18 protein-coding genes are annotated in these 19,739 nt (G+C 67.9%); 14 read left to right on the top strand and 4 right to left on the bottom strand.

From position 1 onward, the window contains the following. Positions 1-61: 61 nt before the first annotated feature. Positions 62-490, bottom strand: coding sequence for a ferric iron uptake transcriptional regulator (gene fur, locus C5F75_RS15970; RefSeq protein ID WP_006400349.1), 429 nt, complete (start codon positions 488-490; stop codon positions 62-64). Between the two features lie 141 nt (positions 491-631). Between fur and C5F75_RS15965 the strand changes: the two genes are divergently transcribed. From C5F75_RS15965 to C5F75_RS15925, 9 genes are all read left to right on the top strand, one after another. Next, positions 632-1,429 carry an outer membrane protein assembly factor BamE gene (locus tag C5F75_RS15965; protein ID WP_059581029.1) on the top strand — a complete coding sequence of 266 codons (798 nt, stop codon included), beginning with the start codon at positions 632-634 and terminating at the stop codon, positions 1,427-1,429. Positions 1,430-1,494: 65 nt separating this feature from the next. Next, positions 1,495-2,292, top strand: coding sequence for a 4-hydroxy-tetrahydrodipicolinate reductase (gene dapB / locus C5F75_RS15960; RefSeq protein ID WP_104012444.1), 798 nt, complete (start codon positions 1,495-1,497; stop codon positions 2,290-2,292). 19 nt (positions 2,293-2,311) lie between these two features. After that, positions 2,312-2,980: a MotA/TolQ/ExbB proton channel family protein gene (locus C5F75_RS15955; protein ID WP_059581034.1), complete on the top strand. Its 669-nt coding sequence runs from the start codon at positions 2,312-2,314 to the stop codon at positions 2,978-2,980. 24 nt (positions 2,981-3,004) lie between these two features. Beyond that, entirely contained in the window at positions 3,005-3,460 is a 456-nt protein-coding gene (locus C5F75_RS15950; RefSeq protein ID WP_060312638.1) for an ExbD/TolR family protein, read from the top strand. Between the two features lie 182 nt (positions 3,461-3,642). Beyond that, positions 3,643-6,237: a leucine--tRNA ligase gene (gene leuS / locus C5F75_RS15945; protein WP_104012443.1), complete on the top strand. Its 2,595-nt coding sequence runs from the start codon at positions 3,643-3,645 to the stop codon at positions 6,235-6,237. A gap of 38 nt (positions 6,238-6,275) precedes the next feature. Then, positions 6,276-6,827 carry an LPS-assembly lipoprotein LptE gene (locus C5F75_RS15940; protein WP_006483412.1) on the top strand — a complete coding sequence of 184 codons (552 nt, stop codon included), beginning with the start codon at positions 6,276-6,278 and terminating at the stop codon, positions 6,825-6,827. A gap of 18 nt (positions 6,828-6,845) precedes the next feature. Beyond that, a complete protein-coding gene (gene holA, locus C5F75_RS15935) occupies positions 6,846-7,940 on the top strand; it encodes a DNA polymerase III subunit delta (RefSeq protein ID WP_104012442.1) in 1,095 nt (364 codons plus the stop codon). Positions 7,941-8,106: 166 nt separating this feature from the next. After that, positions 8,107-9,378, top strand: coding sequence for a glutamate-5-semialdehyde dehydrogenase (locus tag C5F75_RS15930; protein WP_104012441.1), 1,272 nt, complete (start codon positions 8,107-8,109; stop codon positions 9,376-9,378). 23 nt (positions 9,379-9,401) lie between these two features. Beyond that, a complete protein-coding gene (locus tag C5F75_RS15925) occupies positions 9,402-9,824 on the top strand; it encodes a CopD family protein (RefSeq protein ID WP_089464534.1) in 423 nt (140 codons plus the stop codon). Between the two features lie 88 nt (positions 9,825-9,912). Here the strand turns inward: C5F75_RS15925 and C5F75_RS15920 are convergent, their stop codons facing one another. Beyond that, entirely contained in the window at positions 9,913-10,761 is an 849-nt protein-coding gene (locus tag C5F75_RS15920) for a MurR/RpiR family transcriptional regulator (RefSeq protein ID WP_059581048.1), read from the bottom strand. A gap of 294 nt (positions 10,762-11,055) precedes the next feature. Here C5F75_RS15920 and edd point away from each other — a divergent pair, with 294 nt between their 5' ends. The 4 genes from edd (at position 11,056) to C5F75_RS15895 (ending at position 15,651) form a co-directional block, all read left to right on the top strand. Continuing rightward, positions 11,056-12,912: a phosphogluconate dehydratase gene (gene edd, locus C5F75_RS15915; RefSeq protein ID WP_059638116.1), complete on the top strand. Its 1,857-nt coding sequence runs from the start codon at positions 11,056-11,058 to the stop codon at positions 12,910-12,912. Between the two features lie 19 nt (positions 12,913-12,931). Then, entirely contained in the window at positions 12,932-13,558 is a 627-nt protein-coding gene (gene eda / locus C5F75_RS15910) for a bifunctional 4-hydroxy-2-oxoglutarate aldolase/2-dehydro-3-deoxy-phosphogluconate aldolase (protein ID WP_059581053.1), read from the top strand. 214 nt (positions 13,559-13,772) lie between these two features. Next, positions 13,773-15,134: a GntP family permease gene (locus C5F75_RS15900; protein WP_059581055.1), complete on the top strand. Its 1,362-nt coding sequence runs from the start codon at positions 13,773-13,775 to the stop codon at positions 15,132-15,134. Between the two features lie 13 nt (positions 15,135-15,147). Beyond that, positions 15,148-15,651, top strand: a complete 504-nt coding sequence (locus tag C5F75_RS15895; protein ID WP_059581058.1) for a gluconokinase — start codon at positions 15,148-15,150, stop codon at positions 15,649-15,651. Between the two features lie 77 nt (positions 15,652-15,728). On the opposite strand, the gene C5F75_RS15890 is transcribed toward C5F75_RS15895, so the two are convergent. Continuing rightward, complete coding sequence (locus C5F75_RS15890; RefSeq protein WP_059581060.1) at positions 15,729-16,376, bottom strand: TetR/AcrR family transcriptional regulator; 648 nt, start codon at positions 16,374-16,376, stop codon at positions 15,729-15,731. Between the two features lie 283 nt (positions 16,377-16,659). Between C5F75_RS15890 and C5F75_RS15885 the strand changes: the two genes are divergently transcribed. Beyond that, complete coding sequence (locus tag C5F75_RS15885) at positions 16,660-18,081, top strand: NAD(P)/FAD-dependent oxidoreductase (protein WP_060965572.1); 1,422 nt, start codon at positions 16,660-16,662, stop codon at positions 18,079-18,081. 76 nt (positions 18,082-18,157) lie between these two features. Here the strand turns inward: C5F75_RS15885 and purB are convergent, their stop codons facing one another. Beyond that, positions 18,158-19,546 (bottom strand): adenylosuccinate lyase, encoded by a 1,389-nt coding sequence (gene purB, locus C5F75_RS15880; RefSeq protein WP_104012440.1) that lies wholly within the window; start codon positions 19,544-19,546, stop codon positions 18,158-18,160. Positions 19,547-19,739 lie beyond the last annotated feature (193 nt).

The following is a 19,739-nucleotide window of genomic DNA, read 5'->3' as shown; positions in this document are numbered from 1 at the left end:
AGCACACGGCCCGGGCGGCGAGATGCCGGCCGGGCCGTGCCGCGTGCGCGGGTGGCGCGATTCAGTGCTTGCGGTGCGGGCAGTTCTCGGTCGTGCACGAACCGTACATCGCGAGCGAGTGCTCCTGGAGCCGGAAGCCGCGCTCCTTCGCGATCGCCTGCTGGCGGCTCTCGATCTCGGCGTCGAAGAATTCCTCGACGCGGCCGCAATCGAGGCACACGAGGTGGTCGTGGTGCGAGCCTTCGTTCAGTTCGAACACCGCCTTGCCGGATTCGAAGTTGCTGCGCGACAGCAGGCCGGCCTGCTCGAACTGCGTGAGCACGCGATAGACGGTGGCGAGCCCGATGTCGAGCTGTTCGTTGAGCAGGTTGCGGTAGACGTCTTCGGCCGTCAGGTGGCGCACGGGGCTCTGCTGGAAGATCTCGAGAATCTTGAGGCGCGGTAGGGTGGCCTTTAGCCCGATATTCTTGAGATCCGTCGGATTGGTCATGGCTAGGCATCCCTAGAGTACAATGCAGGGCTTCAATGTTACCGGCTTTTCGCCGTTCCAGATATACGCGCGGCCTGTACGCGGGCCAGCACGGTGAAGGAAATGATCCCAGAATCGCTTTCGCACTTTCAGAGGAGTCGCATGCGGAGTGCCATCATCGCTGCCGCCGCCGTTGTCGCGCTGGCGGGTTGTTCGTCGTACGACAGCGTGACGCAGCGCATCGCGCAGAGCATCACGCCGTATCGGATCACCGTCGTGCAAGGCAACTTCGTGTCGCAGGAGAAGGCCGCCCAGCTGCAGGTCGGCATGACGCGCGAGCAGGTCCGCGCGCTGCTCGGCACGCCGCTGCTGGCGGACATGTTCCACGCGGATCGCTGGGATTACCTCTTCTACTTCAAGCGCGGCTCGACGTCGATCGTCCAGCAGCGCGACCTCGTCATCAACTTCTCGGGCGATCGCGTCGCGAGCTGGAGCGGCGCCGACAACCTGCCGTCCGAGCTCGACCTGCTGGCCGACATCGACGGCGACCGCGGCGGCAAGAAGGCGAAGGCCGCTGCCGCGGCGAAGAAGGCGTCCGAAGCCGCTGCGGCCGCGAGCGCCGCGCAGGCTGCCGCCGCCGCGAGCCCGGCCACCGAGCCGGCGCCGGGCGCGGTGGTCGACCAGGATGCGAACGCCCAGGCGGCGCGCGCGGCGAACCGCGCGACCAACCAGGTGTCGGGGCAGGGTGCGGCGTCGCGCCGGTTCACGCCGGCCGCGCAGGCCTCGGGCGGCGCGCCGGTGCCGGGCGGCCAGCCGCCGGGCGCCGCGCCGGCGATCCAGCCGCAGTTCCAGTTCCATCGTCCGCCGCAGCCGAACGTGTCGAACGAGGCGTCGCCGCCGGTCGGCCCGCAAGGCTCGGACAACCTGCAGAACCAGCCGCTCACCGCACCGGCGCAGTAAGCGGCCGGCGTGCGGAAACGGGGCGGCATGCGCCGCCCGCCTTTAGACCTGTCGTGTAGAAAGCCATGAAGATTGCGATTGCCGGCGCATCGGGCCGAATGGGCCGGATGCTGATCGAAGCCGTTCTCAACGATGCCGACGTGCAGCTCGTCGGCGCGCTCGACCGCGCCGGTTCGCCGTTCCTCGGCCAGGACGCCGGTGCGTTTCTCGGCAAGGACACCGGGATCAAGCTGACCGACGATCTCGACGCCGTGTTCGCGCAGGCCGACTATCTGATCGATTTCACGCGTCCGGAAGGCACGATGGCCCACATCGAGGCCGCGCTGCGCCACGACGTGAAGCTCGTGATCGGCACGACCGGCTTCACGGCCGAGCAGAAGGCCGAGTTGCAGGCCGCCGCGGGCAAGATCGGCATCGTGTTCGCGGCGAACATGAGCGTCGGCGTGAACGTCACGCTGAAGCTGCTCGAATTCGCGGCGAAGCATTTCTCGCACGGCTACGACATCGAGATCATCGAGGCGCATCACCGCCACAAGGTCGACGCACCGTCGGGCACCGCGCTGATGATGGGCGAAGCCGTCGCCGGCGCGCTCGGCCGCTCGCTCGACGACTGCGCGGTGTACGGCCGCCACGGCGTGACGGGCGAGCGCGATCCGTCGTCGATCGGCTTTGCGGCGGTGCGCGGCGGCGATATCGTCGGCGATCACACCGTGCTGTTCGCCGGGATCGGCGAGCGCATCGAGATCACGCACAAGTCGTCGAGCCGCGTGTCGTACGCGCAGGGCGCGTTGCGTGCGGTGCGCTTCCTGTCGGCGCGCGGCGCCGGCCTGTTCGACATGCAGGACGTGCTCGGCCTGCGCTGACACCCGCGAGGAAACTCCGATGGCGATTCCCACCGGCGTTGTCCACTACCTCGAAAGCGGCGATGCGATCACGCACGCCGTCGCCTATGTGCTGCTGGCGATGTCCGTCGCCAGCTGGTGCTTCCTCTTCATGAAAGCCTGGCTGCTGGTCCGCGCGAAGCGGCAGGGGCCGCGCGCGCTCGCCGCGTTCTGGCGCGCGCCGTCGCTCGACGCGGGCATCGCCGCGCTGGCCGGCGCCGATCGCGAGCGCGTGTTCGTGCCGCTCGCCGAAGCCGCGCGCGACGCGGCCGACGACCACGACCCGGCCGCGCTGGCCGCGCGCGTCGAGCGCGGCGAACGCGTGCTGCGCGCGTTGCGGCACGCGATGCTGCGCTCGCAGCGGCGCCTCGAATTCGGCCAGGTGCTGCTCGCGTCGATCGGCAGCACCGCGCCGTTCGTCGGGCTGCTCGGCACCGTGTGGGGTATCTACCACGCGCTCGGCAGCATCGCCGCGAGCGGGCAGGCGCAGATCGAGAACGTCGCGGGCCCGGTGGGCGAGGCGCTGATCATGACCGCGTTCGGGCTGGTCGTCGCGATTCCCGCGGTGCTCGCGTACAACATCCTCGGCCGGCTCGTCCGGCAGCTTGCCGAGGAACTCGACGGCTTCGCGCGCGATCTGCACGTATTCGTGTGCGCGCAGGGCGCCTGACGCGCCGGCCCCGGAGGAACGACCATGGCATTCGGCGGGCTCGAGCACCACAAGACGTCCGCGCCGATGGCGGAGATCAACATGACGCCGCTGATCGACGTGATGCTCGTGCTGCTCGTCATCTTCATCATCACCGCGCCGCTGATGACGCACGCGATCCGGCTCGACCTGCCGAAGGTGGCGGCGAGCGTCGCGCGCGACACGCCGCAATCCGTCACGCTGTCGATCGACGACGCGGGCAAGCTTTACTGGGACGACGCGCCCGTGGCGCTCGACGCGCTGCCCGCGCGCTTCCGGGCCGCCGCCGCGGGCGCCGCGCCGCCCGAGTTGCGGCTGCGCGCGTCGCGCGCGACGCGCTACGACGTGATCGCGCAGGTGATGGGCGCCGCGCAGGCCGCGGGCCTCACGCGGATCGGCTTCGTGACCGACGTGCCGCCGGCCGGCGGCGCCGTGCCGCCCGCCGCCGGCGCGAAACCCTGATACGCCGTCGTTGCGGGCCCCGGCCCGCGAGAGACCGGCCGTGCGGGCCCGCACGGGCGGTATAATCGACGTTTTTCCCGGCCCGGAACCGCTCAGCCCGTTCCCGCGCCGGGCACGCACGATTTCGATCCAATCCTGCGCGCGAGCCGTCGCGCCGCTTAAAGCCTAGCCCGAACCACACCATGCACGAGAGATACGTACCCGCCGACGTCGAAGCCGCCGCCCAGGGCGACTGGCGCGCAGCCGATGCCTACAAGACGAAGGAAGATGCGCAGAAGCCGAAGTTCTACTGCGTGTCGATGCTGCCGTACCCGTCCGGCAAGCTGCACATGGGTCACGTGCGCAACTACACGATCAACGACGTGATGTACCGCTATCTGCGGATGAACGGCTACAACACGCTGATGCCGATGGGCTGGGACGCGTTCGGGATGCCGGCCGAGAACGCCGCGATGGCGAACGGCGTGCCGCCCGCGAAGTGGACCTACGACAACATCGACTACATGAAGGGCCAGATGCAGTCGATGGGCCTCGCGATCGACTGGTCGCGCGAGATCGCGACGTGCAAGCCCGACTACTACAAGTGGAACCAGTGGCTGTTCCTGAAGATGCTCGAGAAGGGCATCGCGTACAAGAAGACGGGCACCGTGAACTGGGACCCGGTCGACCAGACCGTGCTCGCGAACGAGCAGGTGATCGACGGCCGCGGCTGGCGCTCCGGCGCGCTCGTCGAGAAGCGCGAGATCCCGATGTACTACCTGCGCATCACGCAGTACGCGGATGAGCTGCTGAACGACCTCGACGGCCTCGGCTGGCCCGAGCGCGTGAAGATCATGCAGCAGAACTGGATCGGCAAGAGCTTCGGCGTGAACTTCGGCTTCCCGTACGAACTCGACGGCGAGCAGAAGCTGCTGCGCGTGTTCACGACGCGCGCCGACACGATCATGGGCGTCACGTTCTGCGCGATCGCGGCCGAGCACCCGCTCGCCACGCGTCTCGCGCAGGACAAGCCGGAGCTGCTCGCGTTCATCGACGAATGCAAGCGCGGCGGCGTCGCCGAGGCCGACGTCGCGACGATGGAGAAGAAGGGCGTCGCGACCGGCTTCTCGGTCAAGCACCCGCTGACCGGCGAGCCGGTCGAGGTGTGGATCGGCAACTACGTGCTGATGAGCTATGGCGAAGGCGCGGTGATGGGCGTGCCGGGCCACGACGAGCGCGATTTCGCGTTCGCGAAGAAATACGGCCTGCCGATCAAGCAGGTGATCGCGAGCGAAGGGCAGACGTACTCGCTCGACGCATGGCAGGAGTGGTACGGCGACAAGGAAACCGCGGTCTGCGTGAACAGCGGCAAGTACGACGGCCTGCGCTACACGGAAGCGGTGGACGCGGTCGCGGCCGACCTGAAGGCCGGCGGCTTCGGCGACAAGCAGGTCACGTGGCGCCTGCGCGACTGGGGCGTGTCGCGCCAGCGCTACTGGGGCACGCCGATCCCGATCATCCACTGCCCGTCGTGCGGCGACGTGCCGGTGCCGGAGGCCGACCTGCCGGTCGTGCTGCCGGAAGACCTCGTGCCGGACGGCACGGGCAACCCGCTCGCGAAGTCCGAAGCGTTCCTGAACTGCACGTGTCCCAAGTGCGGCGCGGCGGCGAAGCGCGAAACCGACACGATGGACACCTTCGTCGATTCGTCGTGGTACTTCTCGCGCTACACGGCGCCGGACGCCGAGACCATGGTCGACGCGCGCACCGATTACTGGATGCCGATGGATCAATACATCGGCGGCATCGAGCACGCGATCCTGCACCTGCTGTATTCGCGCTTCTGGACCAAGGTGATGCGCGACCTCGGCCTCGTGAAGTTCGGCGAGCCGGCGAAGAACCTGCTCACGCAGGGGATGGTGCTGAACGAGACGTACTACCGCGAGGACGCGGCCGGCAAGAAGACCTGGTACAACCCGCTCGACGTGACGGTCACGCACGACGACAAGGGCCGCCCGGTCGGCGCGACGCTGAATGCGGACGGCCAGCCGGTCGTGCTCGGCGGCATCGAGAAGATGTCGAAGTCGAAGAACAACGGCGTCGATCCGCAACTGCTGATCGACCAGTACGGCGCCGATACCGCGCGCCTGTTCACGATGTTCGCGGCGCCGCCGGAGCAGCAGCTCGAGTGGTCGGGCGCGGGCGTCGAGGGTGCGAGCCGCTTCCTGCGCCGCGTGTGGAGCTTCGGCTTCGGCAACCGCGAAGCGCTCGCGGCCCGCGCGGGCTTCGATGCCGCCGCGCTGGGCGACGCCGACAAGGCGCTGCGCCGCGAGATCTACAGCGTGCTGAAGCAGGCCGATTTCGACTACCAGCGCCTGCAGTACAACACGGTCGTGTCGGCCGCGATGAAGATGCTGAACGCGATCGACGGCGCGAAGGGCGCGACGCCCGCCGTGCTGCGCGAAACCTACGGCGTGCTGCTGCGCGTGCTGTACCCGGTCGTGCCGCACATCACGTTCGAGCTGTGGAAGGCGCTCGGCTACGCGGACGAATTCGGCCCGCTGCTCGATGCGCCGTGGCCGAAGGTCGACGAGGCCGCGCTCGAGCAGGCCGAGATCGAACTCGTGCTGCAGGTGAACGGCAAGGTGCGCGGCGCGCTGAAGGTCGCGAAGGACGCGAGCCGCGACGCGATCGAAGCGGCGGCGGTGGCCGACGAGGCATTCGCGAAATTCAGCGACGGCAAGCCGGCGAAGAAGATCGTCGTCGTGCCGGGCCGCCTCGTGAACATCGTCGTCTGACGGCCGCGGGCCGTCGGGTGCACACAGAAGGAGCGAAGGTGATCCGCAGATCGTTTTTGATGCTCGTCGGCAGCGCGGTCGCGCTGTCGGCATGCGGCTTCCAGTTGCGCGGCCAGCAGGACTACGCGTTCAAGCACCTGTTCGTGGCCGGTGCGCCGGCGCCCGTCGAGGCGCGGCTCACGCGCCTCGTCCAGGCCGGCAGCGACACGAAGATCGTCAAGTCGGCGGACGATGCCGACGCCGTGCTGCGCATGTGGGAGTCGCGTGGCCAGAACACGCTGACGCTCAACAAGTACGGCTCCGCGCAGGAATACGCGCTGTTCTACACGCTGAACTACACGCTGACGAGCAAGGACGGCACCGTGCTGATCCCGCCGAGCGCGATCGCGCTGAACCGCGCGATGACCTACAGCGACCAGTACACGAACGCGAAGGCGCAGGAAGCCGACATCCTGTACGGCGACATGCAGAACGACGCGGTCGATCAACTGATGCGGCGTCTCGCGATCGTCCATTCGCTGACGCCGGCGCCGGAGGACGTGGTGCCGGGCGTGGCGCCGCGCGCGCCGCTGCCGCCGCCGCCGCTCTGATCGCGGGCGCACGCAGCGATGCAATTGCGACTTGATGCGCTGGAGCCGCACCTCGCGAAGGGGGTGGCCGGGCTCTACACCGTCTACGGCGACGAGCCGCTGCTCGCGCAGGAAGCGTGCGACCGCATTCGTGCGGCCGCGCGCGCGGCCGGTTTTACCGAGCGTTCGGTGCATACGGTCGAACGCGGCTTCGACTGGAGCGTGCTGCTCGGCGCGACCCAGGCGATGTCGCTGTTCGGCGAGCGCCAGCTGATCGAGCTGCGCATTCCGTCGGGCAAGCCCGGCAAGGAAGGCGCCGACGCGCTGAAGACGCTCGCGGCCACGCCGAACCCCGACGCGCTGATGCTCGTCACGTTGCCGCGTCTCGACGCGGCCACGCAGAAATCCGCATGGTTTACCGCGCTGCAGAACGGCGGCGTCGCGCTGAAGATCGATCCGGTCGATCGCGCGCAACTGCCGAACTGGATCGGGCAGCGCCTGTCGATGCAGGGCCAGCGCGTCGCATCCGGCGACGACGGGCGCCGCGCGCTGCAGTTCATCGCGGAGCGCGTCGAGGGCAACCTGCTCGCCGCGCACCAGGAAATCCAGAAGCTCGGGCTGCTGTATCCGCAGGGCGCACTGTCGTTCGAGCAGGTGCACGACGCGGTGCTGAACGTCGCGCGCTACGACGTGTTCAAGCTGAACGAGGCGATGCTCGCCGGCGATGCCGCGCGGCTCGCGCGGATGATCGACGGCCTGAAGGGCGAGGGCGAGGCGATCGTGCTCGTGATGTGGGCCGTCGTCGAGGAATTGCGCACGCTGCTGCGGATCAAGCGCGGCACGACGGCCGGCAAGCCGCTCGCGACGCTGCTGCGCGAGAACCGCGTGTGGGGGCCGCGCGAGCGGTTGATCGCGCCCGCGCTGAACCGCGTGTCGGAAGCGGTGCTCGAAAAGGCGCTCGCGTTCGCCGCGAAGCTCGACAGGCAGGTCAAGGGGCTGACGGCCGTCGCGCCGGGCCGCCGCACGCAGGACGAACCGCCGCCCGACCCGTGGGACGGGCTGTTCCAGCTTGCGATGACGGTCGCGGGCGAGCGCGGCGAGCGACCGCCGACCGCGGGTCGCGTGCGACGCTAAGTCCCGTTCGGGCCTTCAGCGCGCGCTGCGCAACCCGCTTACAATGTTTCGATGACCGGGCGCCGCTGCGCGGCGCCGTCTGGCGGCCGCCACCGCGCACGGATGGCCGCCCACGCTTCCCCACGAATTCATGCCGCTCCGCGCGGCTCGCTTCTCGAGTCACACGATGGATATCGATCAGTACATGACCGACCTGGGCCGTCGCGCCCGGCACGCTTCCCGCGCGATGGCGCGCGCCAGCACGGCCGCGAAGAACGCGGCGCTCGACGCCGTGGCCCGCGCGATCGAACGCGACGCGCAGGCGCTGAAGGACGCGAATGCGCGCGACGTCGCCCGCGCCCGCGAAAAGGGGCTCGATGCGGCGTTCGTCGACCGCCTGACGCTGTCGGACAAGGCGCTGAACACGATGGTCGAAGGGCTGCGCCAGGTCGCGTCGCTGGCCGATCCGATCGGCGAGATCGGCAACCTCAAGTTCCGGCCGAGCGGGATCCAGGTCGGCCAGATGCGCGTGCCGCTCGGCGTGATCGGCATCATCTACGAGTCGCGCCCGAACGTGACGATCGACGCGGCCGCGCTGTGCCTGAAGTCCGGCAACGCGACGATCCTGCGCGGCGGTTCCGAAGCGCTCGAATCGAATGCGGCGCTCGCGAAGCTCATCGGCGAAGGGCTCGAGGCGGCAGGCCTCCCGCAGGATGCGGTGCAGGTCGTCGCGACGGCCGATCGCGCGGCGGTCGGCAAGCTGATCACGATGACCGAATACGTCGACGTGATCGTGCCGCGCGGCGGCAAGAGCCTGATCGAACGGCTGATCAACGAGGCGCGCGTGCCCATGATCAAGCATCTCGACGGCATCTGCCACGTGTACGTCGACGACCGCGCCGATCTCGCGAAGGCGCTGACCGTCTGCGACAACGCGAAGACGCACCGCTACGGCACCTGCAACACGATGGAGACGCTGCTCGTCGCGAGCGATATCGCCGCGAAGCTGCTGCCGCCGCTCGGCAGGCTGTATCGCGACAAGCAGGTCGAACTGCGCGTCGATGCAGCCGCGCGCGCGGTGCTCGCCGATGCGGGCGTCGGCCCGCTCGTCGACGCGACCGAAGAAGACTGGCACACCGAATATCTCGCGCCGGTGCTTGCGATCAAGGTCGTCGACGGCCTCGAAGCCGCGATCGAGCACATCAACCATTACGGCTCGCATCACACCGATGCGATCGTCACCGAGGATCACGACCGCGCGATGCGCTTCCTGCGCGAAGTCGATTCGGCGAGCGTGATGGTCAACGCGTCGACGCGCTTCGCGGACGGTTTCGAATTCGGTTTGGGCGCGGAAATCGGCATCTCGAACGACAAGCTGCACGCACGCGGCCCGGTCGGCCTGGAAGGGCTCACGTCGCTGAAGTACGTCGTGCTCGGGCACGGCGAAGGCCGTCAGTAAGTCAACCGCGAGGCGCACAACCGATGGCAATGCTCTGGGTCAAGACGTTCCATATCGTTCTGATCGCCGCGTGGTTCGCGGGGCTGTTCTACCTGCCGCGCATCTACGTGAACCTGGCCATGGAGACCGATCCGGCCGCGGTGCGGCGCCTGCTGCTGATGGCGCGCAAGCTGTTCCGCTTCATGACGATGATCGCGGTGCCGGCACTGGCCTGCGGGTTGTGGCTCTGGCTCGTGATCGGCATCGGGCAGGGGCAGGGCTGGATCCACGCAAAGGTGACGGTGGTACTGCTGCTAATCGTCTATCACGCGTATTGCGGGCACCTGCTGCGGGTGTTCGAGCGCGGCGAGAACCGCCGCACCGACAAGTGGTATCGCGTGTTCAACGAGCTGCCGGTGCTCGGCATGCTCGCCGCGGTCGCGCTGGTGGTGATCAAGCCGTTCTGAGTTCGCCGCAACGCGCGGCCGGCGATCGATGTGCAACGGCGCCCGTCGGGGCGCCGTTGTTCGTTTACGCGCGGCGTCCCGCTCCGGCTCAATCCTTCACCGGATCGTCGATCCGGCGCCGCGTGATCGCTTCCTTCGCGCGGCCGACGCGTTCCATCAGCGCCGGCCCGCGCGACAGCGCGACGCCGACCGCGAGGATGTCGCCGATCGCGAGATGCGACATCCGCGACGTCATCGGCGAGAACACGTCCGTTTCCTCGGCGACGTTCGACGCGAGGCTGACCGTCGCGAGCTTCGCGAGCGGCGAATGGCTCTGCGTGATCGCGACGACTTTCGCGCCGCACGCGAGCGCGGAGCGCGCGGCGTCGACGATATCGCGCGTGCGGCCGGTGTTCGAGATCGCGACGACGACGTCGTGCGGCCCGAGCAGCGCCGACGACATCGAGAACGTGTGCGGATCCGAATACGCGACGCTCGGCACGCCGAGCCGGAAGAACTTGTGCTGGATGTCCTGCGCGGCGATGCCCGAGCCGCCGGCGCCGTAGAACTCGATGCGCGACGCGTTCGACAGCAGCGCGATCGCGTCGGCGACGCTGCCCGCGGACAGGCTGTTGCGCACCTCGATCAGCGCGCCGATCGTGCGGTCGAACACCTTGCCGATGATGCCGGGCGCCGGTTCGTCGGGCTCGACGTCGCGATACACCGACGACACGCCGGGCGCGACGCTCTGCGCGAGCCGGATCTTGAATTCGCGAAAGCCGCTGCAGCCGAGCGCCTGGCAGAAGCGCGCGATCGTCGGCTGGCTGACGCCCGCGCGGGCCGACAGCTCGGTCATCGCGAGGTCGAGCACCTCGCGCGGCGCGGCGAGAATGTAGTCGGCGAGCTTGCGCTCGGACGGGCGCAGCTCGGCGCGGATCGCTTCAATGCGGGGCAGCATGGGACGGCATGTGGAAATCGGGTTCGGATGAGGGAGTGTATCGCAATCGAATTGTAGAAAATCTACATGAAAATACTAGCGAAATTGCGGGCGTTGCCATGCGGGTCTGGCGAGTCGAATTAGGGTTTTCACTAATTAAAGCCTTGCTGGTGGCGGGAATAAGGGTTGCACACGCGTCGATCCACATTGCGTGCATGTAGTTTTTCTACTAGACTTGCGTCGTTCGGTCGACGAAGCGCGACCGTCCCCACGATTCCAACCGCCGGTGTCGGCCGGCATACAGGAGCGCCCAGCATGACGTCGCTGCACCCCACCCTGGCGAAGGTCACCGAACGCGTGATCGCCCGCAGCCAATCGACCCGTTCCGCCTATCTGCAGCGCATCGACGGCGCGCAAGGCAAGTTCCCGGCCCGCGGCGCGCTGTCGTGCGCGAACCTCGCGCACGGCTTCGCAGGCCTCGAGGGCAACGACAAGTTCCAGATCAAGGCGATTCGCGAACCGAACATCGGCATCGTGTCCTCGTACAACGAGATGTTGTCCGCGCACGCGCCGTACAAGAATTTCCCCGACATCATCAAGGCGGCCGCGCGCGAGAACGGCGGCGTCGCGCAGTTCGCCGGCGGCGTGCCGGCGATGTGCGACGGCGTCACGCAGGGCAACCCGGGCATGGAGCTGTCGCTGTTCTCGCGCGAGGCGATCGCGATGGGCACGGCGATCGCGCTCACGCACAACATGTTCGATGCGGCGCTCTGCCTCGGCATCTGCGACAAGATCGTGCCGGGCCTCTTGATCGGCGCGCTGCAGTTCGGCCACCTGCCGACCATCTTCGTGCCGGCCGGCCCGATGACGAGCGGGCTGTCCAACGACGACAAGGCGAAGATCCGCCAGCAGTTCGCGACCGGCCAGGTCGGCCGCGACGCGTTGCTCGAAGCCGAATCGGCCGCCTATCACGGCCACGGCACCTGCACGTTCTACGGCACCGCGAACAGCAACCAGATGCTGATGGAGCTGATGGGCCTGCACCTGCCGGGCTCGGCGTTCATCCATCCGCACACGCCGCTGCGCGACGCGCTGACGGCCGAGGCCGCGCGCCGCGTGCTCGACCTGACCGTCGAGCGCGGCCAGTACACGCCGATCGGCCATGTGATCGACGAGAAGGCGATCGTCAACGGGATCGTCGCGCTGCTCGCGACGGGCGGCTCGACCAACCACACGCTGCACCTGGTCGCGATCGCGCGCGCGGCCGGCATCCTGATCGACTGGAACGATTTCGACGAACTGTCGGCCGTCGTGCCGCTGCTCGCGAAGATCTACCCGAACGGCAAGGCCGACGTGAACCATTTCCACGCGGCGGGCGGTGTCGCGTTCCTGGTGCGCAACCTGCTCGAAGGCGGGCTGCTGCACGAGGACGTGACGACGGTCGCGGGCAAGGGCCTGTCGCACTACACGAAGGAGCCGAAGCTGATCGACGGCAAGCTGACGTGGGTCGACGGTACGGCCGAGAGCCACGATACGAAGGTGCTGCGCGGCATTCGCGACCCGTTCCAGCCGGACGGCGGCCTGCGCCTGATGCAGGGCCGGCTCGGCCGCGGCGTGATCAAGATTTCGGCGGTCGCGCCGGAGCACCGCAAGGTGACGGCGCCCGCGATCGTGTTCGACTCGCAGGAAGCCGTGCAGGAAGCGTTCGATCGCGGCGAGCTGAAGCGCGATTTCGTCGCGGTGGTGCGCTTTCAGGGCGCGCGCGCGAACGGCATGCCCGAGCTGCACCGTTTGACGCCGCTGCTCGGCGTGCTGCAGGATCAGGGCTTTCACGTCGCGCTGGTGACCGACGGCCGCATGTCGGGCGCGTCGGGCAAGGTGCCGGCCGTGATCCACGTGTCGCCGGAAGCGCTGCTGGCCGGCCCGATCGGCAAGGTGAAGACGGGCGACATGCTCGTGATCGACGCGGAAGCCGGCGTGCTCGACATCGAGGTCGACGACGCCGAATGGCTCGCGCGCCCGGTCGCGCAGCCGCAGCATCAGGCCGAGAACGAAGTCGGCTTCGGGCGCGAACTGTTCGGCGTGTTCCGCGCGGCCGCGGCGCCGGCCGAGCAGGGCGCATCGGTTTTCGGGACGCTGGTCGGCGAAACGGCCGTCGGCGTCGCCGCATGAATTTCAAGGAGCCAATTCAATGAAGACGATTGCTGAAATCGTGAAGCTAGGCCCGGTCATTCCGGTGCTCGCATTCGACTCGGTCGAGCAGGGCGAAAACGTGTCGCGTGCATTGCACGCGGGTGGCGTGAAGGTGCTCGAGATCACGCTGCGCACGCCGGCCGGCCTGGAGGCGATCCAGCGCGCAAGTCAGCTCGCGGACGACATCGTCGTCGGCGTCGGCACGATCACGAAGCCCGAGCACTGCGCGCAGGCGAAGCGCGCGGGCGCCACGTTCGGCGTGTCGCCGGGCCTGACGAAGGACCTGCACCTCGCGTCGCTCGACGCGGGCCTGCCGCTGCTGCCGGGCGTGATGACGCCGAGCGACATCATCCAGGCGCTCGAATTCGGCTACGACATCGTGAAGTTCTTCCCCGCGCAGCAGGCGGGCGGCGTGCCGATGCTGCAGGCGTTCCACGGCCCGTTCCCGGCGTTGAAGTTCTGCCCGACGGGCGGCATCACGGTCGACACCGCGCCGAACTTCCTGAAACTGCCGAACGTCGTGTGCGTCGGCGGCTCGTGGCTCACGCCGAAGGCCGCACTCGCCGCGCAGGACTGGGCCGAAGTCACGCGCCTCGCGCAAGCGGCGAGCCAGTTGCCGCGCTAATACTTGTATCAAACGACGATTCAGCCCTCGGAAAACAAGCGTTAGTGCTTGTTTTACCGAGGGTTTTTGCTGATGGAACCGGTTCTATCCGCGGATCGCAAAGATAAGTAAAATTCAGCGTCCTGACGGGGGGGTACCCCCGTGTTTCGGAGACCTGCATAGCCGGGCATACTCGCAACGCGCCCGGTTCGAACAATTCTAGGAGGAGTGCCACATGGCGGCCGTCCAAGGCAGCATGCTGCTCGTATTCACGCTGATCGCGATTGCCGCGCTGATCCTGATGATCGCGCGCTACAAGATCTACCCGTTCCTGGTGCTGATCATCGTTTCGCTCGGCCTCGGCCTCGTCGTCGGCATGCCGATGGACAAGATCGTCAAGTCGTTCGAGACGGGCACCGGCGGCACGCTCGGCCACATCGCGATCGTCGTCGGCCTCGGCACGATGCTCGGCAAGATGATGGCCGAATCGGGCGGCGCCGAACGGATCGCGACCACGCTGATCGACTGGTTCGGTGAAAAGAACATCCACTGGGCGATGATGTTCGTCGCGATCATCGTCGGCCTGCCGGTGTTCTTCGAAGTCGGCTTCGTGCTGCTGATCCCGATCGCGTTCAACGTCGCGAAGCGCACCGGCAAGTCGCTGCTCGTCGTCGGCCTCCCGATGGTGGCCGGCCTGTCGGTCGTGCACGGGCTGATCCCGCCGCACCCGGCCGCGCTGCTGGCCGTCCAGCAATACGGCGCCGATATCGGCAAGACGATCGCGTTCGGCCTGATCGTCGGCGTGCCGACCGCGATCATCGCCGGTCCGCTGTTCGCGCTGGTGATCTCGAAGTTCGTGAAGCTGCCGGAAAACAACCCGCTCGCCGCGCAATTCGTCGATTCGCGCGCGGATGGCGGCAAGCGCGAACTGCCGAGCTTCGGCATCACGCTGTTCACGATCCTGCTGCCCGTCGTGCTGATGCTCGTCGGCAGCTGGGCCGACCTGGTGTTCACGCCGAAGTCGCTGCCGAACAACCTGCTGCGCTTTGCGGGCAACTCGGACGTCGCGCTGCTGATCGCCGTGCTCGTGAGCTTCTGGACCTTCGGCGCGAAGCAGGGCTTCAACCGCGACCAGATCCAGAAATTCTGCGGCGAGTGCCTGGCGCCGATCGCCGGCATCACGCTGATCGTCGGCGCGGGCGGCGGCTTCGGCGGCGTCCTGCGCGACAGCGGGATCTCGCAGCAGATCGTCGAGACCGCGAAGCACGCGCACCTGTCCCCGCTGCTGCTCGGCTGGTTCGTCGCGGCGCTGATGCGTCTGGCCACGGGCTCGGCGACGGTCGCGATGACGACGGCCTGCGGCATCGTCGCGCCGATCGCGGCGGCGTCGGGCGCGGCGGTTCGTCCGGAACTGCTCGTGCTCGCGACGGGCTCGGGCTCGCTGATCTTCTCGCACGTGAACGACGGCGGCTTCTGGCTGATCAAGGAATATTTCGGGATGACGGTCGGGCAGACGTTCAAGACCTGGTCGCTGCTTGAAACCATCATCTCGGTGCTCGGTCTGAGCTTTACGCTGCTGCTGAGCCTGGTTCTGTAACAAGGGGTAGTCAATGATTCTGATCGCAATGGGCGTGTCGGGCGCGGGCAAGTCGCGAATCGGCGAAATGCTGGCGGAACGCCTGTCGTGCAGCTATACCGACGGCGACGCATTTCACAGCGCGGCGAACAAGGAAAAGATGCACCACGGCATTCCGCTGACCGATGAAGACCGCTGGCCGTGGCTGCGCACGATTCGCGCGGCCATCGAGGAAAAGCAGCGCGCCGGCGAGACGGCCGTGTTCACGTGCTCGTCGCTGAAACGGTCGTACCGCGACGTGCTGCGCGGCACCGACACCGACGTGCGGTTCGTGTATCTGAAGGGTTCGTTCGAGGTGTTGCAAGAGCGCCTGAAGAGCCGCACCGGCCATTTCTTCGATCCGTCGCTGCTGAAGAGCCAGCTCGATACGCTCGAGGAGCCGGGCCCGGATGAAGCGATCGAGGTCAGCATCGAGCTGACGCCCGAACAGATCGTCGATCAGGTCATGCTGAAGATCGGCCTCGCGCATCAGCACTGAGCGCGGTTCGCGGCCATCGTCATGGAAAAGGCGCCTTCATTCGGGCGCCTTTTTCGTTGGCGGCGCGTATGCCGATGTCAGGCCGCGCGCGCGCGTTGCGCGATGCCGTCGAGCAGCACGTCGAGCATCGTGTCGTGCACGACGGCCGGATCGAGCTGCGCATAGAGCGGGGCGGCCGACTTGACAAGCGGATGCGCGGTGTCGGACAGCGCGTGCATTTCCGCGAGCTCGACGTCGTTCGCGGCGCGCGTGAGGCCGCCCGCTTCGGCGGCGGCGAGGCCGATCACGGCTGCGTACCAGCCGACGCATACCGACGGCAGCGCCGCGCGCGGGATGCCGGCGTCGGTCAGCGCGCGATGCACGGCCTCGATGTGCGCGAGATCGGCCGGCCCCGTGCTCATGTGCCGCTGCAGCAGCGCGAAGGCGGCCGGGTAGCGCAGCGCGAGTGCGCGGTACTGGCGCGCGAGGTCGCGCAGCCGTTCGCGCCACGGCTGCGACGGATCGACCGGCACGAGCGAGCGCGACAGCGCATTCGCGATCGCGCGGCTCAGGCCGTCCTTCGACTTGAAGTGATACAGCACGCTCATCGGGTCGCAGCCGACCGATTGCGCGAGCTTGCGCACGCTGAACGCGGCCTCGCCGACGTCTTCGAGCAGCGCGAGCGCGGCCGCGACGATCGCGTCCTTGTCGAGGCCGCGCGGCCCCTGGGTGGGTGTGTCTTTCATCGAGGCGGCTGGCAGGCGCGGCATCGCGCCGGCTGTAAACTTGACGAAAGCTTATTCTACACTGTAGAATTATTTCTGCGGTGTAGAAATTGGGTGTCCCGGCACCTCTCAATACGTGCTTTCGCACAGTCCGGGATTCAGGCAGACGCGAGCGTGTCTGCCGTCAACACGGGCCATCGCGCCCTTATCTCGTTGACACCCAAGTGGAACCGGCTGCCCCACCCGCGAAGCCCCGAAGCAACGGGGCGCTTCGACAGGCGGCCAAGACCATGCAAGTGCAATCATGACTTCCAATCACAAGCCCCTGATCCAGGGCGAATCGCGTTTCGAGCAAACGCAACTGAATATCGAGAAAGACAACTGGAACTGGTGCGATCCGGCCCGCTACGACGGCGAGCGCCCGGCGAACTGGTACGAGGCGTCGCTGTCGCGCCATGAAAACAGCGCGCCGCTCGCGCAAGACGCCGTCTGCGACGTGCTCGTGATCGGCGCGGGGCTGCTCGGCGCATCGGCCGCGCTGCATCTCGCGGAAGCGGGCGTCGACACGATCCTCGTCGACAAGCATCACGTCGGCTCGGCCGCGTCGGGCCGCAACGGCGGCCAATTGACGCCCGGCCTCGCGCGCTGGGAAGCGGCCGACATGATCGAGAACCTGTCGCACGACGATGCGAAGCGGTTGTGGCGTTTCGCGTCGGCCGAGTCGATGGACCTGATCGACGGGATCGGCGCGCGTTACGCGCTCGATCTCGACCGCAAGCGCGGCCACGTCACCGCGGCGGTTCACCCCGGCCACATGAGCGCGCTGCTCGACGGCGCGGATGCGCGCCGCCATCTGGGCGATGCGGGCGTGACGCTCGTCGGCCGCCATCAGCTGCACGACGAATACGTGCGCTCGGGGCTGTATCACGGCGCGGCGATCGACGCGATCGGCGGGCAGATCCATCCGCTCGCGCTCGTGCGCGGCCTCGTGCACGGCTTCCGGCTGAACGGCGGCGCGCTGTTCGAGGGCACCGAGGTGCTGGAGCTCGACGAGACGCCCGCGGGCGTCGTCGCGACGACGCCGGGCGGCACGATCACCGCGCGCCGCGGCGTCGTGCTCGCGCTGCACAACACGACGTTCCGCCTGCTCGACGACGGCGCGGCGACCACGGTGCCGTTCTTCACGTACGTGAGCGTGACGGCGCCGCTCGACGTCGACGTCGCGACGCTGATGCCGGCCGGCATGCCGGTGTACGACACGCAGTTCCAGATCGACTACTACCGGCCGGTGCGCGGCAATCGCCTGCTGTTCGGCGGGCAGGGCACCGGCAGCTGCTGGGCGCAGTCGGACGTGAACGCGTACTTGCTGACGCGGCTGAACACGGTGTTTCCGCAGCACGACGGCCGCTTCGCGCTCGACTACTGCTGGAGCGGCGTCAGCGACTTCACGCTGAACGGCGCCACCGACAGCCGCAAGACCGACGGCCGCGTGCCGATGTACATGGTGCAGGGCTGGAGCGGCCACGGCGTCGCGCAGACGGTGCGGATCGGCAAGGCGATCTGCGACGATTTCGTGGGCCGCAACGACGATTTCTCGATGCTCACGGGCATCGACCATCGCGCGATTCCGCTCGGCCGGCAGCTGTCGCCGATCGCGATTCCCGCCGCGAAGGCCGCGATGAGCGTGATGAGCGCGCTGAACCCGGGGCGGATGATCTCGTTCTGACCGACTGCGGCAGGCAACAAAAAGCCCGATGCGAATCGCTTCGCATCGGGCTTTTTTTCGTCCGGCGACGCGGCGCTTACGCGATCCGCTTCGCGAGTTCGACGGCCTTGCCGATGTACGACGCCGGCGTCATCGCCAGCAGGCGATCCTTCGCATCCTGCGGGATCGCGAGCGTGCCGACGAATTCCTGCAGCGCTTCGCGCGTGATGCCCTTGCCGCGCGTCAGTTCCTTCAGTTGCTCGTACGGGTTCTCGATGCCGTAGCGGCGCATCACCGTCTGCACCGGCTCGGCAAGCACTTCCCAGCAGTTGTCGAGATCTTCGTTCAGGCGCTGCGGGTTCACTTCGAGCTTGTCGAGGCCGCGGATCAGCGAGTCGTACGCGAGCAGCGAGTAGCCGAGCGCGACGCCCATGTTGCGCAGCACCGTCGAGTCGGTCAGGTCGCGCTGCCAGCGCGACACCGGCAGCTTGTCGGCGAGGTGGCGCAGCGTCGCGTTCGCGAGGCCGAGGTTGCCTTCCGAGTTCTCGAAGTCGATCGGGTTGACCTTGTGCGGCATCGTCGACGAGCCGATCTCGCCGGCCTTCGTCTTCTGCTTGAAGTAGCCGACCGAGATGTAGCCCCACACGTCGCGGTCGAGGTCGAGCAGGATCGTGTTCGCGCGTGCGACCGCGTCGAACAGCTCGGCCATGTAGTCGTGCGGCTCGATCTGGATCGTGTACGGGTTGAACGTGAGCTTCAGGCGGTTTTCGATCACGTCGCGCGAGAACGCTTCCCAGTCGAATTCCGGATACGCGGACAGGTGCGCGTTGAAGTTGCCGACCGCGCCGTTCATCTTGCCGAGGATCTCGATCTTCTCGATGCGCGCGATCGCGCGGGCGAGGCGCGCGGCGACGTTCGCGAGTTCCTTGCCGAGCGTCGTCGGGCTGGCCGGCTGGCCGTGCGTGCGCGACAGCATCGGCTGCTCGGCGTGCGCGTGCGCGAGCGCGACGAGGCGCTGGTGGACCGTGCGCAGCGCCGGCAGGATCACGTGTTCGCGCGCGCCGGCGAGCATCATCCCGTGCGACGTGTTGTTGATGTCCTCGGACGTGCACGCGAAGTGGATGAACTCGCTCGCCTTCTCGAGTTCGACCTGGCCCTTCACCGATTCCTTCAGCCAGTATTCGACGGCCTTCACGTCGTGGTTCGTCACGCGCTCGATTTCCTTGATGCGCGCGGCGTCGTGCGCGGTGAAGCGCTCGGCGAGCTGCAGCAGGAATTGCTCGGAGGCTTCCGAGAAGCGCGGGACTTCCGCGAAGCCGGCGCGCGACAGCGCGATCAGCCAGTGCACCTCGACGGTGACGCGGTGGCGCATGAAGGCGGCTTCGGAGAGCCAGTCGCGCAGCGCTTCGGTCTTGCTGGCGTAGCGGCCGTCGATGGGCGAGAGCGCGGTGAGGGCGAAAAGCGTATCGGGACGAGTGTCGGACATGATCGGGCAGGGCCTTTTGGGGCCGGGGCGAACGAGGGGAGGAGAATCCGGCATTTTACCATCGGCGCGCGTCGCTCCCGACCGAATCGGTCCGGTCGCGGGCGCCACGGTCGAGCGATGCTCGGCGGCGCGCGAATGGCGTGCCGGCGCGCGCCCGCGCAGGCGCGCCGGGCCGCGCGCCAAGCCGCCGGCC

The sequence above is a fragment of the Burkholderia anthinoferrum genome (genome assembly GCF_002925705.1).
Lineage (GTDB): Bacteria > Pseudomonadota > Gammaproteobacteria > Burkholderiales > Burkholderiaceae > Burkholderia > Burkholderia semiarida.
This window is presented reverse-complemented; position numbering and strand designations above follow the sequence as displayed.

What these genes read in the sequence shown, in the direction of transcription:
- fur (WP_006400349.1), bottom strand. Translation starts at nt 490, where the DNA reads ATGACCAATCCGACGGATCTCAAGAATATCGGGCTAAAGGCCACCCTA.
- C5F75_RS15965 (WP_059581029.1), top strand. Translation starts at nt 632, where the DNA reads ATGCGGAGTGCCATCATCGCTGCCGCCGCCGTTGTCGCGCTGGCGGGT.
- dapB (WP_104012444.1), top strand. Translation starts at nt 1,495, where the DNA reads ATGAAGATTGCGATTGCCGGCGCATCGGGCCGAATGGGCCGGATGCTG.
- C5F75_RS15955 (WP_059581034.1), top strand. Translation starts at nt 2,312, where the DNA reads ATGGCGATTCCCACCGGCGTTGTCCACTACCTCGAAAGCGGCGATGCG.
- C5F75_RS15950 (WP_060312638.1), top strand. Translation starts at nt 3,005, where the DNA reads ATGGCATTCGGCGGGCTCGAGCACCACAAGACGTCCGCGCCGATGGCG.
- leuS (WP_104012443.1), top strand. Translation starts at nt 3,643, where the DNA reads ATGCACGAGAGATACGTACCCGCCGACGTCGAAGCCGCCGCCCAGGGC.
- holA (WP_104012442.1), top strand. Translation starts at nt 6,846, where the DNA reads ATGCAATTGCGACTTGATGCGCTGGAGCCGCACCTCGCGAAGGGGGTG.
- C5F75_RS15930 (WP_104012441.1), top strand. Translation starts at nt 8,107, where the DNA reads ATGGATATCGATCAGTACATGACCGACCTGGGCCGTCGCGCCCGGCAC.
- C5F75_RS15925 (WP_089464534.1), top strand. Translation starts at nt 9,402, where the DNA reads ATGGCAATGCTCTGGGTCAAGACGTTCCATATCGTTCTGATCGCCGCG.
- C5F75_RS15920 (WP_059581048.1), bottom strand. Translation starts at nt 10,761, where the DNA reads ATGCTGCCCCGCATTGAAGCGATCCGCGCCGAGCTGCGCCCGTCCGAG.
- edd (WP_059638116.1), top strand. Translation starts at nt 11,056, where the DNA reads ATGACGTCGCTGCACCCCACCCTGGCGAAGGTCACCGAACGCGTGATC.
- eda (WP_059581053.1), top strand. Translation starts at nt 12,932, where the DNA reads ATGAAGACGATTGCTGAAATCGTGAAGCTAGGCCCGGTCATTCCGGTG.
- C5F75_RS15900 (WP_059581055.1), top strand. Translation starts at nt 13,773, where the DNA reads ATGGCGGCCGTCCAAGGCAGCATGCTGCTCGTATTCACGCTGATCGCG.
- C5F75_RS15895 (WP_059581058.1), top strand. Translation starts at nt 15,148, where the DNA reads ATGATTCTGATCGCAATGGGCGTGTCGGGCGCGGGCAAGTCGCGAATC.
- C5F75_RS15890 (WP_059581060.1), bottom strand. Translation starts at nt 16,376, where the DNA reads ATGAAAGACACACCCACCCAGGGGCCGCGCGGCCTCGACAAGGACGCG.
- C5F75_RS15885 (WP_060965572.1), top strand. Translation starts at nt 16,660, where the DNA reads ATGACTTCCAATCACAAGCCCCTGATCCAGGGCGAATCGCGTTTCGAG.
- purB (WP_104012440.1), bottom strand. Translation starts at nt 19,546, where the DNA reads ATGTCCGACACTCGTCCCGATACGCTTTTCGCCCTCACCGCGCTCTCG.